Genomic DNA, 15,548 nt, shown 5'->3' on the forward strand with positions numbered 1-15,548 from the left:
TAATCATAATTTACAATTTTATTTACAAAAAAAATAGAGCCAAGGAATTCATCTTAGCTCTATCTCTATCAATTTTAGATAATTTTATTAAGTACTTACTTATTTACCTAAATCAATAATCATTGCTGTTTTACCAGGAATTGTAAATTCACTTCCAATGGTTACTGCCTTACCTGTCAAGATATCTTTGCCTTTTGCATTCCCTTTCAATACCTCAGAGAAGCGATCTGTTGTGAACGTTTGCTCCTCTTTGTTGTTGTTCAAGATTACAAATACTGTTTCACTATCAGTATATCTTGCATAAGCATAAACCTCATTGAATGGTACCCAATGCTTTAATTTACCTTCAGCAATTGCCTTAGAAGTTCTTCTCCATTGAAGGATAGAACGCATGTAGTTGAAGTAGTCATTTTCTTTCTTTGTACGGCCAGCTTCAGTGAAAGCATCACGCTTATCACCTGCCCATCCACCTGGGAAATCCTCTCTCAAGTCACCATGGTGACCACCTTTACCCATTAAGATTTCAGTACCGTAGAAAATTTGAGGAATACCTCTTGTCGTCAATAAGAAAGAAGTTGCTAATTTCATATTAGGAATATTCTTATTGAAAACACCAAACGCTCTGTCCACATCATGGTTATCCATGAAGATTTTGTTTTGGTTGGCATCATCATATAAGAAATCCTCTGTTAATGTCTTATACACCTCTGTGATACTCCAGTTATTTCTCCAAGTTCTATTCAAAGCGTCCCAAACAGGGAAGTCAGAAACTGATTTTAAAGTTGAAACAAATCCATCACGATTGTTTCCACCTGCTTTCCAATACGATTCCCAAGTAGCACCCGGTAACCAAGTTTCTCCTACAATATAAAAATCAGGATATTCACTTAATACATATGACACCCATTCCGACATCATTTCTTTTTTGTTGTAAGGGTATGTATCCATACGAATACCGTCAATACCTGCGTACTCAATCCACCAAACAGAAGCTTGCATTAAGTATCTTGCTAAATAAGGGTTTCCTTGATTTAAATCAGGCATGTGACCGTCAAACCAACCATCTGTCATGATTTTTTTGTCGTAATCAGAAGCGTTTGGATCTGATAAAGCCTCACCTTTATAGTTGGTCTTTGTGAACTCTTTCCATTCGTGAATCCAATCTTTTGCAGGAAGGTCTTTCATCCAATCGTGACCATTACCAATGTGGTTGAATACAAGGTCCATCACCACTTTCATGTCTCTTTTGTGGGCCTCGTCTACCATGTTTTTGTACTCCGCGTTTGTACCGTGGCGTCCGTCTGCTTTGTAAAAATCAGTAATAGCATAACCATGGTAAGACCAATCTGGTTGATTGTTTTCTAAGAAAGGTGTTAACCAAACTGTTGTTACACCAAGATCATCCAAATAATCTAATTTTGAAGTTACACCTGCAATGTCTCCACCATGTCTTCCATCTCTATCCTTACGATTGGCTTTTTGCGTTAAGTCTGCTTGAGAATCATTGGCTGGATTGCCGTTTGCAAAACGATCCGGCATAATCAAGTACATTACGTCATGTGCAGTAAGACCCTGAGCTTTTGTTGCCTTATTTCTAGGCTTTAATTCAAACTCATACGTCAACTCTTTTGCTCCTGCTTTGAAAGAAATAGGATATTTTCCAGCTTTCGCATTTGCAATATTTAAATTCAAAAATAAGTAGTTAGGATTGTCTTGCGTATTCACACTTTCAATTCCGATTCCTTCTTCTTTAATTTCTACTGAAGAAGTGGCAATATTTTTACCATGAATCACTAACAAAACAGTTTCGTTTTTCATACCTGCCCACCAATATGCAGGTTCCACTGTTTTTAACTTTACTTCTGAAGCGGGCTTCATATTCGGAATACTAGCTTGTTGAACTAGTGCCGTACTCTCTTCCATAGGAGTACAACCCATTCCTAATAAAGAAACTAAAATGGCCAAGATGCCAGCTTTTTCAATTTTCATACTTACGATATTCTGCAGTTTTAATTAACACAAACATAATTTGATTTATGATTATTAAAAAGTTGAAAAAAATTTCAACCGTTTGCGTTAAATAGTTTTTTCTAAATTTTCGGGTTTTTTCAAAGTTTAGTGTTAACAGATTATTATCTTGCTAATTCTAAACATCAATAATCTTCATGAGATCATTTTTTAAAGTTACATTCTTTAATGTACTAATTTTATTTGTCATTTCGTCTAATTTTGGTTGGACACAAAATATTCCTGTAAAAACTTGGCGTTCACACCTCAACTTTAGTAATGCTCATTCTGTAGCCATCACAGACAATGAAGTTTTCTGTGCTTCCAATAATGCCCTGTTTTCTTATGGCAGAAATAATAGTATTATCACCACTCTTACAAAAGATGATGGACTAAGTGACACCAATATTTTAGCATTAGGCTATGCTGCACCTTCAGACCAACTGATTGTACTTTATGCAAATGGCAACCTTGATTTCATTACCGATGACGAAATCGTAAACATGAGAACCTTACTCAACACTTCATACCCTAATAAGGTGTTTTATGGGTTGAGAGTTAATGGACGCTATCTCTACGTTTGTGCAAGTTTTGGTGTTGCGAAGATCAATACGGATAATTTTACCATTGAAGAAACATATGATTTCATCGGTCAAAATGGTTCTGAAAATGCTGTTTTTGATATTACATTCAGTGAAGAATTAATATACATTGCATCTAATGAAGGTATAAAAAGTGCTTCTACAGATGACGATGTCAACAAACAAGATTTTAATAATTGGGATTTAATCATTCCTTCTACTTCATTCTCTACAAGATCAGTGTTATGGGCAGGCGATGCATTGTACTACACCAACAACCAAGTCAATGAATTAAGAAAATATGCGGATGAAACCTCATCAACTGTGTTGAATTACTCAAAGAATGTTTACTTGCTTGATTTCTGGAGAGATGATATCACGCTTGTAGCCGAAGATGAAATTTACAGAATTGACGATCAAGATCAGGTAACCACTTGGTCCGATTCTAAAGTTCCTGCTCCCAGACAATTATTAGACGATGAAGAAGGAAGAGCTTGGGTAGCAGATAATACAAGCGGGCTTGTTTCAATCTCAGCAAATGGAGATGAAATTCAAGGTTTCGCTCCTTCAGGACCATTATTTCCGGTTGCAAGACAAATCATCAATGCTAATGATAAAATAGTAATGATCCCATCTACAGATGATCCTAATGTAACTGTAGGAAGTTTCTCAATTTTTGAAAATGGCCAATGGATCAATTATACTTCGGAAAATAAAACTTCAGTCATCACTATTCCTGCCACGGCTCCTTTTTATGGAGTGACCTTCAATGCCTTTGAAAATATACTTTATTTTGCGAGTAATGGTGATGGACTTCTAGCATACAATCTCAATGATGAATCCTATGAAGTGATCAAATCGCCATTTTTATTAGATGGCAGAACGGATGCTAATCTTAAAAGTCTTTCTTTTGACTTTTTTGGCAACTTATGGACGAGCTCCCAATTTTATATCCACCAAAGAGATACTGAGGGAACTTGGACACACACAAGAAATTCTAGCTTAAGCTCTGCTGCCATTGCAACTCAAAATTCTACTCAAAATGATGTTTGGTTTATATTGGATAATAATCGATTACTTACCTACAAAGAAGGTAGTACTCGTTTCTTAACAACTGATCAAACTAGTGGTGGACTTCCTTCGAATGTTGTTTTCACCATTCAGTTGGATAACAGTGGAAGCATGTGGATGGGTACAGAAGATGGTAGTGCTGAATATTTTGGTTTCTCTCCTTCTGAAGTCAGTGAATTTTCAGTCGCCTTACCTCGTTTTGATGGCTTTCCACTATTAAGGGGTGAAAGAGTGTTGAGTTATGGTATTGATGGCGGAAATAGAAAATGGATTGGTACAGGTAATGGCCTTTGGCTTTTCAGCAAAGATGGAGGGCAGTTGTTTGAATACTTTACTCAAGATAATTCTCCGCTCTTGTCCAATGAAATCAAAACTATTGGAATACAGCCAAGTACCGGAGAAGTATTTATAGGAACTGATAACGGTGTTGTTTCTTACCGATCAGATGCTACCGAACCTTCAAGAACAATTGATAAAATTACTGTATTCCCAAGTCCAGTGAGACCAAATTATAATGGTGTTTTAACAATAAACGGCTTGGTGGATAATGCTAGTGTAAAAATCACTGACACGGCAGGAAATATTGTTTGGGATGGAAAATCTTATGGTGGTAGTACTTCATGGAATCTTAGGTTAGACAGCGGTACAAAACCTGCAACAGGTGTTTATTTCATATTTGCCACTGACCTTGATGGTGTAGAAAAGAATGTTGGGAAGTTTGCGGTGATTAGGTAGTTTCCAATCAATATATATCAAGCTCATTCTTTTGTCAGTTTACAGAAGGATGAGCTTTTTTATGATATAAGAGTTTTTAAGGTGTAGCTAACAAACACATTGTAAACTAAATTATAGTCAACTTTCATTTGTTCTTTCTACCAACATTTATAAGATCGATTTTCAAGCTTCCTTCTTCTTCATTTTTGTCTTAACACAAAAACGAAGCAAAAAAGTCAAGGCTTTGAAGTCAAAAGCTAAATTCCATTCCTCCCACCTAAATGATTTTAAACTCGCTAAAGCTCAAACAAAAAAATCATTCTTAACGGCTCAATACATGAAATTCTTAACGCTTTTCCCTTCAAGGCCGAAGGAACTTACTGCTAGATGATTACCTAATTACAAATCAAAAGAAAAGTGTTTTATAATTCTCTTCTAAAAACTTGTAGAACCATCAATCGATATTCCTACAAGTTTATTATTCCATAAAATCATCTTCAAGAAAAAATCAATCACAATACACAAACTCATCCGAAGGAGCTTCTTCCAATGAATTAATATCCTGTTCTAATGCGGGAAAAGAAGAAATAGCAACTCCATCACAAGCTCTTCGTTTTAGACCAGAAGCATTCAATATAGTTTGACCTCCATCAGGTGACATTGATACTCTTTGCCATGCTCCTTTGACAAACTCATTCGTTGAATTAATATAGACTTCAAAGTTTGTATTGGAATGATAGATGTACAAAGTATCTCTACTTTCACTGTACAGTACTTTATCAAAATTCCCTCCTAAGGGTTCGACATCTTTAGAACACGAGGCAATGAAGGGTAAACTGATTAGAAATAACGCTAATTTTCTCATTTTTATTTAGTTTGATATTATACAAATTAAAATAGATAGTATCAGAAAACCATTTCGGAGCGGAGAAAATTCAGATTCGTTCACAAAACAAAAATGAACTAGCGTTATATTGCCGATTTACTTTTTAAAATAAACAAATCACTATCATTTTTTGAATGGAAAATCTAAGGTATTTTTGTTGAAAATAAACCACCTTACAAATTCATTATCATGAGTAAAAAAGTTAGAATGTGTTACCCTTACCTTAAGGAAACAAGTTTTAAGTGTGACTTTGAAGTTGAGACGGATTCTTTAGCAAGTCATATCGGATACGCTTATTCAAAAGCAGATCAATTTCCAGAAATGAAAAAGGAATTGATTTGGCTTTGTGAAATGGCTTATCATGTCAATGGATCAATAAGAGGAAATGTAGCTGTTACTCCAGAAGATATTGACAGAGCTATCGGTATTCATGATAAATACCAAGCAATGGTAGAAAAAGAAACTAAAATGTTTAGCCTTCCTCTTGGCACTGAATTATCAGGTATGCTTAACCTTTGTCGCTCCAAAAGTAAAAATTCGACACGTTGGGCTTACAAAATAGCAAAATTTGAGGATGTAAAAGTAGACGGTCTAGTACCTGACTTGTTGAACACCATGGCGAATATCTTTTTTGTAATGTCAGTTTATGTCAATAAAATGGCTGATTTGGAAACTATTGAATTTGTTTCTAAAAGCTATGATGTTCGTTATTTTGATTAATAACTAATTCAACATTGATACGTAAGATTATTCATATTGATATGGACGCCTTCTTTGCTTCCATTGAACAGAGAGATTTTCCTCACCTTAGAGGGAAACCTGTTGCTGTTGGTGGAAGTAGAGAAAGAGGTGTAGTGGCAGCAGCAAGTTACGAGGCTCGTAAGTTTGGTGTTCGATCTGCTATGCCCTCTTCCTTGGCTTACAGGAAATGTCCTCAAATCATTTTTACGAAATCGAGATTTCATGTCTACAAAGCGGTATCAGAACAAATCAGAAAGATTTTTTATGAATATACCGATCTTGTCGAGCCATTATCATTGGATGAAGCTTACTTGGATGTCACTGAAAATAAAAAAGGAATTGCCTCTGCAATCCAAATTGCAGAAGAGATCAGAAAAAAAATTAGTGATACACTTAATTTAACAGCAAGTGCCGGAGTTTCTTACAATAAGTTTTTAGCCAAGACAGCATCGGATATTAATAAGCCCAATGGATTAGCAGTTATTCTCCCAGACGAAGCGATTGATTTCTTAGAAAAATTACAAATTGACCGATTTTATGGAATTGGAAACGTTACGGCCGACAAAATGAAAAAGTTAGGTATCTTCAAAGGGAGTGATCTTAAAAAATGGCCATTAGAACACCTGATTGATACTTTCGGAAAAAGTGGAAAGTTTTACTATCATATTGTGAGAGGTATCGACAATAGACAAGTAAAACCTTCTCGTGAACGGAAATCGATCGGTGCAGAACGCACTTTCTCCAAAGACATAGCTGATGTTGGCACCATGAAACAGCACTTAAGTAAGATTGCTGAGATTCTTTGGAAGAGAATCACAAATGCCAATAAATATGGTAAAACTTTAACTGTAAAAGTAAAGCTTCACAATTTTGAATCGCATACAAAAAGTAAGACTTTCGAAAAAAGAATTATCAACTACAACTTTTTGTTGCAAGAGTCTTATCACTTGTTAGATGATCTTGAACCACAAAAGTTCAATGTAAGGCTTCTAGGTATTAGTGTCAGTAATTTTAGCAGTAATGATGATGAACCTGAAAACACACAGGAACAATTGAAATTGTTTTAAATAAATACTATCTAATACTCTAATTTAAATAATAGCTAACTACGACAAATGCTAAAAAGTAACCTAATAATAATCCTAAAAGTAGACCTAAACCAAAGTAGCTATGACTTGTCAACAATTTTTTAATTTGATGTACCATAGTCAGTCACGTTAAATTATAATTATTTACATATATTTACAAATATAGCATTTTTAGTCTCTTCACAAAATTTAATTTTATAATTAAATGATGCAATTGTAGATGTAAACTTTACTATTACGCTTCAATGTGAATACTTAATCATTTTTAAATAAGAATATTTTCAATTTAAGGGTTATCAAGATAAGAAAAGTAGATCATTCCTACTCCCCCTTCTATTCGTTAATATATTCATTACCAATTAAATAAAAAGATGAAACGAAACATCATTTCAGTAAATATTTTCCTTTTAATTTTTCTATTATGTAGCCCAATGCAAGCTCAAAATTTAGTAGGTCCATGGAAAGGTGAATTAAAAGTTCCTACCGGAAAACTTACGATTATCTTCCATATCAAACATGAAAACAACCGTTTTTCAGGTACTATGGATGTTCCTGAACAAGGGGGAAAAGGTATACCTATCCATAGTGTTCAATACCAAAATCCTTTTTTAACAATAGAATTACCGAACCTAGGAATAAAGTATGTAGGCAATGTGTTAGATGATGATCATATTGAAGGTACATTCCAACAAGGAGGAGCTTCTCTTTCATTGAACCTCAAGAAAAGTTTGGAAGTTGTACTTGATCAACCAAAACCTCAGGAGCCTCAAGCACCTTTTCCTTATATTTCAACTAACGTGACTTTTCAGAATGGGGACATCACTTTGAGTGGTACTCTTACTCGCCCTAAAGAACATAAAAAGTACCCTGCCGTCATTTTAATTTCAGGTAGTGGACCGCAAGACAGAAACCAAGAAATTTTAGGCCATAAACCCTTTCTGTTATTAGCAGATCAATTGACAAGAAGTGGTTTTGCTGTATTGCGATTTGATGATAGAGGAACAGCAAAGTCTACCGGTAATTTTGCAAGTGCCACAACCTATGATTTTGCAGATGATGTTGTAGAAGCTTTTCACTTCCTTGAAAAAAGAACTGATATCGATACTCAAAAAATTGGTTTACTAGGACATAGTGAAGGCGGTATTATTGCTGCTGTTGCCCATGAAAAAGTTCCTCAAATCGGATTTATGATATTAATGGCAAGTCCAGGTGTCAATGGTAAAGATTTAATGCTTCTTCAGAAAAAAGTTATTGAAGAAAAAAGTCTACTTCCAGCTCCAATAGTGGCTCAAAATCAAAAAATGTTTGGAGAAGCATATGATATGATTCTCAGAAAAGAACAACCCATTTATGACCGCTTAAAAGAATATTTCAAACATCAGCTTAATGCTCAAGTGAGTGACCAACAGATCCACACTATTGTTCAATCAATATCAACGCCTTGGTTCTTGGAATTTATAAGATTGGACCCTTCCACTTATTTTCAAAATGTAAAATGCCCAGTATTAGCATTAAATGGTTCCAGAGATGTACAGGTGGTTGCTTCTCAAAATTTACCTGCAATAGAAGCCGCCTTGAACAAAGCGGGTAATAAGGATGTAACAATATTAGAATTGGAAGGCTTGAATCACCTCTTTCAAGAATGTTCTACTGGATTACCTACCGAGTATGGTCAAATTGAACAAACTCTTTCTCCCTTGCTTTTAGATGAAATAAAAAAGTGGATTGCTTTTAAAACAGAGCAGTAAAAGAAATGATAAATTAAGCCTTTGACAGCATTGATTGCGCTACTTTTTTATCAGAATGAAGTTGTTCGATCAATGCTTCTACTCCATCAAATTTCATCTCGTCACGAATATGATCTACAAATTCTACTTTTACCTGTTGATCATAAATGTCTGATGAAAAATCAAAAATATTGACTTCAATAGTTTGTTGGATTCCTGCCGTTACAGTTGGTCTTCTTCCGATATTCATCATACCATTATACCAAACCTCACCCACTAAAATCCTTACAACATATACACCGGATTTAGGAAGCAATTTAAACTGATCTAAAAGTTGAATATTTGCGGTAGGGAAACCGATCTTTCTTCCAATCTTATTGCCACTGACGACCGTTCCCTCAAAACTATAATTATAACATAAATATTTACTCGCCAAACGAACGTCTCCGGCTTCTAATAATGCATTACGAATGGCTGTAGAACTCACCGCTGCATTCTCGATTTCCTGTTTTGTAATTTCTTCCACCTCAAAACCAAATTCTTCTTGGTGGGCTTTAAGATATTCAAAACCTCCTTCTCGGTTTCTACCAAAACGGTGGTCATAACCAATGACAAGTTTGGTGGTATTAATTTTTTCGATTAATATTTTTCTCACAAAATCCATAGAAGTCATTTGGGAGAAATCTGCATTGAACTCGATTACAATTAAATGGTCAATTCCTTCCAACTGTAATCGTTCAATTTTTTCTTCAAGATTCGTTAATAGCTTTAATGATTTCCTAGCTTCTTCAGGTTGAATCGTAAACCTTGGGTGAGGCCAGAAAGTAATTAATACCGTTTCTGACTGATCTTTTTTAGCCACTTCTCTAAGATGTGTCAAGATCTGTTGATGTCCATAGTGTACACCATCAAAAGTACCACTTGTTACTGTTGCCCTCTTTAAAGGGATGAAATTTTCTATACCGTAATGTACTTTCATTCAAAAATCGCTGTTATCAATTACAAGCATTAAATATATGATATCACAAAGAATAAGAGCATGATTAATGCATGCTCTTATTCCTCTACTTCTTGTCGGTTTCTCCAATCTCTAATGACTTCAATCCACTCATCAACGGTCTTTGCATCCTTTACGTCATACTCTCCGATTTTTGTTCTTCGCAGTGCTGACATGTAGGCTCCGACACCTAGAGCTTCTCCAAAATCTCTTACAAAACTTCTTACATAAGTTCCTTTAGAGCAAACCATTCGGAATTGAATTTTTGGAAAGTCAATTGAAGTAATTTCCAATTCTTTGATTTCAATTTCACGAGGATCAATCTTCACTTCCTTCCCTTTTCGAGCATGTTTGTAGACTCTCACACCATCTACTTTAATAGCAGAGTGCATAGGCGGAACTTGCATAATCTTTCCTGTAAATTGAGGCAATAGATCGTAAATATTTTTCTCAGTGATATGACTGGAATCTACTTCATTTTCAATCTCAGTTTCCAAATCAACAGAAGGTGTAGTGGCACCAATCACCATTTCGCCTTCATATTCTTTAATTTGTCCCTGAATCTGATCTATTGTCTTTGTTTTTTTTCCTGTACACAATATCAAAAGCCCTGTAGCCAAAGGATCCAAAGTACCTGCATGCCCTACTTTCTTCACCTTCATTTCCCAGCGTAACTTTTTCACTACACCAAAGGAAGTCCATTCCAATGGCTTATCCACCAATACAGTTTCTCCTGCTACAAAATCAAAATCCTGCATACTGTTTGTTTATATCTTAATTAAGTAAAGAATAGACGATAGCGATTGTTCCGACGCTTGCACACCAAATGGAGAAGTACATCAATTTCGACTTCTTCACCAATGAAATCATCCATGTACAAGCGACCATTCCCGTAAAAAAGGCGGCTACAAAACCAACAGTCATTGGAACCACCTCAAAAGTAGATGAAAATGCTCCGTCTAATATATCTTTCGCTATTTTACCAAAAATCAAAGGTACTACCATCAAGAATGAAAAACGGGCAGATTTCTCTCTGTCAATTCCTAATAAAACTGACGTAGAAATCGTTGCACCTGATCTTGAAATACCTGGTAAAATGGCAATGGCTTGGGCAATACCAATAATGATTGCCTCTTTATAACCTACACTTTTGTTGGTGTTTTTTGCCTTATCGGCCAATATTAATAATACAGCTGTTACAATTAACATACACCCAACTAATAATACAGCACCTCCAAAAAGTTGTTCGATTTGATCGTTTAGAAATACTCCTACAAAGGCTGCAGGAATCATTGAAAGAATGATCTTTAAAGAAAATTGTGTTTGTTCATTCCATTTAAATTGGAATAATCCCACTAAGATCTCTAAAATTTCTTTCCTAAAAATAACCACTGTAGACAGTGCTGTCGCAAAATGAAGTACAACAGTCATCATCATACTTTCTTCTGCAACACTAGTATCCCCTAGTATTACCTTGGCAAGCTCTAAGTGACCACTACTACTTACGGGTAGGAATTCCGTTAGACCTTGGATAATACCAAGAACAATGGCTTCAAAAATATTCATTGATAATTTAAATTAATATGGTTTGTTCGCTAATTTATTCTGAAACGTCTTTGGATTTTGAGTTGACTAGAATGGCATAAAAGTTCAAACCAAAACCGCTCATTACGATGATTGGCCCTACTGTTAAACCTAAAACACCGAATCCCATTGGCGCTGATTCCAATGACATTACAAAAAAGCCTAAGGCAATTAACAGGATACCGATAAGCATCCACATGTAATTTTTCTTTCCAAATGCTAAGTGTTCTTTATTATTGCTCATGAATTTTGTGATTTCAATTTTGTGTATAATCCACAAAGTTAATAGTTCAGTCAAATTATTTACTATTTCATAAATAGTATATTAAAAAATTACGTGGTTTGTCAGATAGTTTAATATTCATTTAGTTTAAACCTTCTGAAAATGGTGCCGGTTCTATCAATACCACCTTTTCTTTATCCACAACTACCAAACCTGCAGGATCTCCTTTTCTTTTTCTAACAAACTTTTTAGGTGTATAGATCACCGGACAAAGTGTGTCTGTCTTTCTTTGTGAATAATAAGCGGCTAAAGAAGCTGCTTTTTCAATTACATTGACAGGAAAAGTAGGTTGTTTAGACTTCCATTTTACCACAACGTGTGACCCTGCCACATCTCTGGCGTGTAACCAAAGGTCTCTTTTATGAGCATATCGCTGCGTTAAGAGGTCATTATTCACTGCATTTTTACCCACCCAAATTTCAAATCCTTTGTATTCAAATTTTCTGAATGGAAAAACAGGTTCATTCTTCTGTAATTTCTGTAAAGAATGAGCTTTAATGTACTTTCTGATTTCTCGAACCATTTCAAATTGACCAAGAGCATCACGGTGTACCTTCAGTTCCTCCATTTCATCTTCCTTTTGCTGAATATTAGCTTCTAGATTTTTGACTTCCAGTTTCTGATTTTTTGCTTTACGGTAATAGGTTTCCGCATTTTTTTGAGGAGTATGAAGTTCATTCAATTTAATTTTAATGTCTTCCTCATTGTAAAAATCAAATAATGTAATCTTCTTCGTTCGGGGTGGAATATTATGAAGATTAGCCATAATGATATTGGCTATTTCCTCAAATCGAGCACTCTCTGTCAATTCCTCGTACCTTGCATAATGCTTCTTCAGATAACTTTTGGATTGTTTCAGTCTCTTGTCTATTTCTTTGATAAGAGGACCTTTTTCCCTTTCAACAAAAAATCGCTTAGAAAATCGGTAGTAAAACTCATTAGCTGCTTCTATGGGATGAGCAGACTCCAATAACGTTTTAGCCTCTTCCAGCTGAAATAATAAAAACTGAACTTGTTCGTCTTTTTCTTCCACATAATAACGTGGTGACTCCAGCTTTTTCACTAAATCAGAAAGTCTTGTCCATTGTTCGTCAAGAGAGACATCATTAAAACCTTGAGACTCCAAATAGGCATTCGCTTCACGGCCTAAAGTTGGGAAAGTCGCTTTTATTCCTCCTTCAAAAAAGGCCTCTTTAGATTGATCAATAGTTCTATCCAAGGCATTAATCTCCATATTTTGATCTTCGATGTGTCTTTTCTGAAAAATAGAATGCACTTCACCTTCATGAATCAAAAGTATATTGGACCTATTGCCGTACATTTTGAATAAAATTCCCCAATCATTTGTCATTTTAACTAAAAAGGCTCTTTCATTATCATATTGAATGATATCTTCCACCTCTTGATCAATAGCATCTTTAAAAAGATCTATGCTATTTACTTTTTTTCTCTGATAGTCTAATGGGAAAGTGAGTAAGTTGAAATTAGGTATCAATGATGCTCTAATCCACTGTTCTTGCACACCTTTATAAAAACCAATCATCAATTCGTCCTTACTTTGGCTAAAACAAGCACCAAGGGTCATCCCTACTAATCTTTCTTTTAATGCCTGACTCAGCTGTCTGAGGAAATAATAATTATTGAACATCTCTGTAGTATTTACAATAGCCCGTCTCTTCAAAAGGCCATGTATTTATGTTTAGATTCTTCTCTTTTTAATTTTCAATACAAAAAAACGCATATAAATGATATAAAAAAAGCCCCAAGAACGATGCTTGAGGCTTAAAAGGTTAAATTTTTAATACTTACGGTCTTTGATAAATCTTTTCACTATTTCTGTATCCTGATTTTGATTTAAACCAATCGGAGTAATTATTTCCACTTGATTCTGCCCAATTCTTAAAGTGATTATAAGCATTCGACACTTCAACTCCTTCATAAGGATAATAGAATTTTTCCGCAACTACATTGATTGCCCATGGATGATTAGCAGATGTTTTGTAGTAAATACTAGCGTCTGGATCTGTTACATCATCATACGTTTCAAAGAAATCAGAATTTGCCAATTGCGTAGGAGGCTGATTTGGCATATGAACCTCTCTGCCTCTATCTTGATCTACAAAAATAAATGCATTTGGAAAGTTAGTAAATGCCGTGTTATGCACTTGACCGATGTTCATATCCATTGTAATGGTAAACTGATGTGGTGTGACATAATTGCCAGATTGTTTCACATTTACTAAAACATCACTGGACGACATTAAGGAGTAAGCGTCTTCGAAAAAGATGACTGTAGCCTTTGTATTACCGACTTCAGTACCGTTGGATCCGACATTCACTACACCTTTATCTAATATTTGCCCAGAAATTGAATTGACTGTAGAGGCATTAAATGGAAACGCTATTCCAAAACCATTATGATAGAATCCACCAATTGCATACAATTCACTTTGCATCACAATATCTTTAATATAGTAATTAGTGTTGACTACTTTCTTGTAGTTCACTCCGATAACTACATCATTAAAGTCATAATCCCCTTTCTCAGGCCACATATCTTCAAAACCATAAGTAGAATAGTTGGTTCTGTTGTTTATATAAACATTATATGCTCGTTCTGGGTCATCAGGATATTCCTCTTCATGGTCATATGCACCATCTCCATCTGAATCTTCTGCTTCAGAAATATCTCCAATATCTCCCGTATCAATAGCATTAAATGGATTACTGGTCAAATAGAAAATACAATCGTTGAAATCGTTATCTCCGCTAGGTCTTGTGATATCTTCAAAACCAAGTAGGATTAATTCTCTATCCACATCCTTTAGAGCAACCATATGTTGTCTAAAACCTTCTGCTGACACAGTATTTAATTGATAGTTACTGAATTTAACGTCATTTCTATAAAACGCTTGAGAAGAGCTACTTTGCCATCCATTCGGTATCAATACCCAACCAATTGAAGTATTGGGTGCAAAAGTACCTAAATGAATTTTATGGCCTGTTTCTAACTGACCACCTGAATACAAGAAAGAAACATTTGGAAAGACGACTTTGATACTATCAATATCATCCGTTGTTTGAGGAGGTGAACCTGTAGTGTAAGTATAATACGCTAAAGAGTTTCTCCAGCCAGCACCTTCATGCACAAAGGTTATCCAGATATCGCATGAGTCCGTGACTCTACTATCATAATTTACGTCCACAAGGTAGTCGGGATTGTACGTAGGTACAGGTCTTCTTTCTGGTAATGATGCATCGATATCATCTAATAAGGCTTGTGGTACCGTATCAGGATCAGTTAAATAATTAGGTAAACCTTGAGCATTCCAACCGCCATACGTATCGTAAAGCGATCCGCTGTAATTCATTCTTGCAGATGAATTTGCTTCATTTTCAATAGTATTATCATAAATCGATGATTCATTTACGACTAAGCGGTTTAAGCCTGGCTGCACATCAAACTCGTAAAATTGAGGTACCCCTACCTTATTTACTTTGATGTACACTTTTTTCAATCCTTTATTAAGATTGTAAGTTGAAGTGAAAGACTCAGATCCTTTTATAGCTACCTCACTAATAAGTTCGCCCTCTTCAAATGAATTCGAAGTATAAATTTCTATAGGCAAGTTGGAATCAGTGTATTCTTGTTCAACTGAGAACAGGAAATTTGCGTTTGTAGAATAGTCAAAGGATGGATCTACTTGGATTGACTCAAATCCTTCTTCAGCAGAAGGGACATTTTGAGTAGTTTCATTTTCTTTCTGACATGAAACACACAAGAAAGTAAATGATAAAATGAGAAAGAGTAATTTTTTCATGATTGGATGGTTAACAAAACTTCAATCAATATAACTTCTTATTTTCAA

12 protein-coding genes are annotated in these 15,548 nt (G+C 35.1%); 4 read left to right on the forward strand and 8 right to left on the reverse strand.

All coding sequences use genetic code 11. The features are described 5' to 3' along the window. Positions 1 to 99 precede the first annotated feature (99 nt). Positions 100 to 1,989, reverse strand: coding sequence for a glycoside hydrolase family 13 protein (locus IC221_RS13870; RefSeq protein WP_188169539.1), 1,890 nt, complete (start codon positions 1,987 to 1,989; stop codon positions 100 to 102). Between the two features lie 176 nt (positions 1,990 to 2,165). Here IC221_RS13870 and IC221_RS13875 point away from each other — a divergent pair, with 176 nt between their 5' ends. Then, positions 2,166 to 4,394: a two-component regulator propeller domain-containing protein gene (locus tag IC221_RS13875; protein ID WP_188169540.1), complete on the forward strand. Its 2,229-nt coding sequence runs from the start codon at positions 2,166 to 2,168 to the stop codon at positions 4,392 to 4,394. A gap of 487 nt (positions 4,395 to 4,881) precedes the next feature. Here the strand turns inward: IC221_RS13875 and IC221_RS13880 are convergent, their stop codons facing one another. Beyond that, complete coding sequence (locus IC221_RS13880) at positions 4,882 to 5,238, reverse strand: hypothetical protein (RefSeq protein WP_188169541.1); 357 nt, start codon at positions 5,236 to 5,238, stop codon at positions 4,882 to 4,884. Positions 5,239 to 5,448: 210 nt separating this feature from the next. Between IC221_RS13880 and IC221_RS13885 the strand changes: the two genes are divergently transcribed. The 3 genes from IC221_RS13885 (at position 5,449) to IC221_RS13895 (ending at position 8,836) form a co-directional block, all read left to right on the forward strand. Continuing rightward, on the forward strand, positions 5,449 to 5,979 hold the full coding sequence (locus IC221_RS13885; protein WP_188169542.1) for a hypothetical protein: 531 nt from the start codon (positions 5,449 to 5,451) through the stop codon (positions 5,977 to 5,979). Between the two features lie 14 nt (positions 5,980 to 5,993). Further along, positions 5,994 to 7,067 (forward strand): DNA polymerase IV, encoded by a 1,074-nt coding sequence (gene dinB / locus IC221_RS13890; RefSeq protein WP_188169543.1) that lies wholly within the window; start codon positions 5,994 to 5,996, stop codon positions 7,065 to 7,067. 392 nt (positions 7,068 to 7,459) lie between these two features. Beyond that, the gene (locus tag IC221_RS13895; protein ID WP_188169544.1) at positions 7,460 to 8,836 is read left to right on the forward strand and encodes a S9 family peptidase; all 1,377 of its coding nucleotides are present in this window, start codon (positions 7,460 to 7,462) and stop codon (positions 8,834 to 8,836) included. Between the two features lie 13 nt (positions 8,837 to 8,849). Here IC221_RS13895 and IC221_RS13900 read toward each other — a convergent pair whose 3' ends face one another. The 6 genes from IC221_RS13900 to IC221_RS13925 form a co-directional block, all read right to left on the reverse strand. Beyond that, complete coding sequence (locus IC221_RS13900) at positions 8,850 to 9,794, reverse strand: bifunctional riboflavin kinase/FAD synthetase (protein WP_188169545.1); 945 nt, start codon at positions 9,792 to 9,794, stop codon at positions 8,850 to 8,852. Between the two features lie 77 nt (positions 9,795 to 9,871). After that, positions 9,872 to 10,570, reverse strand: a complete 699-nt coding sequence (gene truB, locus IC221_RS13905; protein ID WP_188169546.1) for a tRNA pseudouridine(55) synthase TruB — start codon at positions 10,568 to 10,570, stop codon at positions 9,872 to 9,874. A 16-nt stretch (positions 10,571 to 10,586) separates the two neighbouring features. Further along, positions 10,587 to 11,378, reverse strand: coding sequence for an undecaprenyl-diphosphate phosphatase (locus tag IC221_RS13910; protein ID WP_188169547.1), 792 nt, complete (start codon positions 11,376 to 11,378; stop codon positions 10,587 to 10,589). Between the two features lie 34 nt (positions 11,379 to 11,412). Continuing rightward, entirely contained in the window at positions 11,413 to 11,640 is a 228-nt protein-coding gene (locus IC221_RS13915) for a DUF3098 domain-containing protein (RefSeq protein ID WP_044205478.1), read from the reverse strand. Positions 11,641 to 11,761: 121 nt separating this feature from the next. Next, a complete protein-coding gene (locus IC221_RS13920; protein WP_188169548.1) occupies positions 11,762 to 13,327 on the reverse strand; it encodes an NFACT RNA binding domain-containing protein in 1,566 nt (521 codons plus the stop codon). A 157-nt stretch (positions 13,328 to 13,484) separates the two neighbouring features. Further along, the gene (locus tag IC221_RS13925) at positions 13,485 to 15,500 is read right to left on the reverse strand and encodes an LruC domain-containing protein (RefSeq protein ID WP_188169549.1); all 2,016 of its coding nucleotides are present in this window, start codon (positions 15,498 to 15,500) and stop codon (positions 13,485 to 13,487) included. Positions 15,501 to 15,548: the final 48 nt, after the last annotated feature.

The organism is Flammeovirga sp. EKP202, from assembly GCF_014534745.1.
GTDB lineage: Bacteria > Bacteroidota > Bacteroidia > Cytophagales > Flammeovirgaceae > Flammeovirga.